The organism is uncultured Campylobacter sp., assembly GCF_937949835.1.
GTDB lineage: Bacteria > Campylobacterota > Campylobacteria > Campylobacterales > Campylobacteraceae > Campylobacter_B.
The window spans coordinates 1-2,354 of record NZ_CALEDC010000409.1 but is presented as its reverse complement, the minus strand read 5'-3'; the positions used below and the strand labels follow the sequence as shown (position 1 = coordinate 2,354).

Sequence of the window (2,354 nt, the reverse complement as noted above, 5' to 3'; positions counted from 1 at the left end):
TTTCACCGCGAGCGAGGATGATGCCGTGATGATCTACGAAAATCTAAAGTCGGTTACGCACCGCAATATAAGCGAGCTAGGCTTTAAACTGCTAGGCTTTGTGCCGTTTTGCAAACAAGTAGCCGTCTGCTCACAAAATCGCGCGCTTTTTAACTCGCACTATCCGTTTTCGCCCGCTACCATCGCGCTTAGACAGAGCGTCTCGCGATTTTTGAGCAAGCAGGGCTGCGAGCCGATCGATATGAGTGCTTACCGCGGCGTCGGCGGATTTTTACGAAAGCTTAGCAACCTAGTATGATTTACAACGAGATTTTAAATCACGTAAATTCTGCCTTTTTAAACGGAATTTTAAAAATTTAATGGTATTCTTAAAGCTAAAATTTTAAATAATATACATAAAAGATAGATTAATCATGCAGTTAAAAGAAATTTTAAAAGACATCAAAATCGCCCGCGACAATCTCAAAAACGTGGGCAAAAGCGCCACGATCTTCGGCTCGGCGCGCTTTAGCGAGGATAATCGCTACGTAAAAGACGCGCAAAAGCTCTGCGAAGGGCTCGCCGATTTAGGATACTCGATCATCACCGGAGGCGGTGGCGGCATTATGCAAGGCGCCAACCGAGGCGCATTTGCGAGAGCAAGGACGCACAGCGTGGGCTTTAACATCATGCTGCCGTTTGAGCAAAAAAGCAACGGCTTTTTGACGCAGGGCGCGAAATTTTCGGCATTTGCACCGCGCAAAGGCGCCCTCATCGAAAACAGCAAAATTTTCGTCATCTTTCCGGGCGGCTTTGGGACGCTGGATGAGTTTTTTGAAATTTTAGTGCTGGTGCAGACGGGCTTTAAGCGCGCACGGATCTATCTTTACGACGAGGAATTCTACGCGCCTTTAATGGAGTTTTTCCGCACTTCGCTGCTAAAATCGGGCGCGATAAACGAAAGCGATCTGCAAAATTTTAAGCTCTGCGACAGCGTGGATGAAATTTTGGCAGATGTGCGACGTAAGGAGAACGAATGAAAATTTTAGTCGCGATGAGCGGCGGCGTGGATAGCTCGATGTGCGCGAAGCTGCTGCAAGACGCGGGGCACGAGGTGCAGGGCTGCTATATGAAGCTGCACGCAAAGCCGGGCTATCACGAAGCAAACATCGCCAAAGTCCGCAAAGTGGGCGAGTTTTTGGGTATAAAAATCCACATTTTGGATCTGCAGAATGATTTTAATCGCGATGTTTATGAGCCCTTCGTGCAGGCCTATATAGACGGTCTTACGCCAAATCCCTGCGCGCTGTGTAATCGCCGCATAAAGCTCGGCAAGCTCTTGGAATTTGCGCGCGAGCAGGGCTTTGAGCGCCTAGCTACGGGGCATTACGTCCGCATCGAGGACGGGCTTTTAAAAGCCGCCGCAGATCTTAGCAAAGATCAGAGCTATTTTTTAGCAAACATCGATCCTGCCGCGCTTGAGTTTATGCTCTTTCCGCTTGGGGGGATGTATAAAAAGGACGTTAAAGAGGCCGCGCACGCCTATACGGAGCTTTCGCAGATCGCTTCTGCGAGCGAAAGCAGCGAGATCTGCTTTGTGGACACCACCTACATCGACGTTTTGAACCGTCATACGGGTACCAAAATGCCCGGCATCGTGCGCGACCGCGCGGGCAACGCCATCGGCACTCACGAGGGCTACATGCACTACACGATCGGCAAGCGCCGCGGTTTTACGGTGCACGGCGCGCATGAGCCGCACTTCGTGCTAAGCATCGACCCGCATAAAAACGAGATCGTCGTGGGCGGCAAGGAGGAGCTGGCGACCTACGAGTTCGACACCGAAAATTTTAACGCCTTTTTAAGCAGGGATGAAATTTTAAATATGCCGGGTCTCGGCGTTAAGATCCGCTACCGCAGCGCCAAACTCCCCGTTAAAATTTCGCCGCGCGAAGACGGCGGCGTGCATGCCGTGCTGTCCGCGCCCGCAGCGGGCATCGCTCCGGCACAGCTCGCGGTTTTTTACGACGAGCGCGACCGCGTAGTGGCAAGCGGATTTATAAAATAGCGCTTTGTTTTTGCTTCACTTAAAGCTCGCGAGTTTGCAAAACGGCGCTTTGATCGCGCCGCTTGATCTGCACTCGCTCTGTTAAATTTCATATCGAAGTAAGATATTTGCGCTTTTGAATCCGCGCCGCCAAATTTTATCTTGCGAGCTCGGCGAGCAAGTTTTATGCGCGTAGCTTTACGATTAAGCCTTTTAAATTTACGCTCTGTCGCCGCGTTGCCCGCACTGCTAGCAAAAATTTACGAAAGCTGCGGTGCTAAAATAAAATTTTACGGCGACGCCTTACTTAAGCACGCCACGACGCAAA

At 50.5% G+C, this 2,354-nt stretch carries 3 protein-coding genes; all 3 read left to right on the top strand.

Translation table 11 applies throughout. The features are described 5' to 3' along the window. Positions 1–298 (top strand): hypothetical protein (locus Q0256_RS09260; protein WP_297962423.1); only part of this gene is annotated, 298 nt, incomplete at its 5' end. 115 nt (positions 299–413) lie between these two features. Beyond that, positions 414–1,019: a TIGR00730 family Rossman fold protein gene (locus tag Q0256_RS09255; RefSeq protein WP_297962421.1), complete on the top strand. Its 606-nt coding sequence runs from the start codon at positions 414–416 to the stop codon at positions 1,017–1,019. Further along, positions 1,016–2,047: a tRNA 2-thiouridine(34) synthase MnmA gene (mnmA, locus tag Q0256_RS09250; protein WP_297962419.1), complete on the top strand. Its 1,032-nt coding sequence runs from the start codon at positions 1,016–1,018 to the stop codon at positions 2,045–2,047. Before Q0256_RS09255 ends, mnmA begins: the two co-directional genes overlap by 4 nt. Positions 2,048–2,354 lie beyond the last annotated feature (307 nt).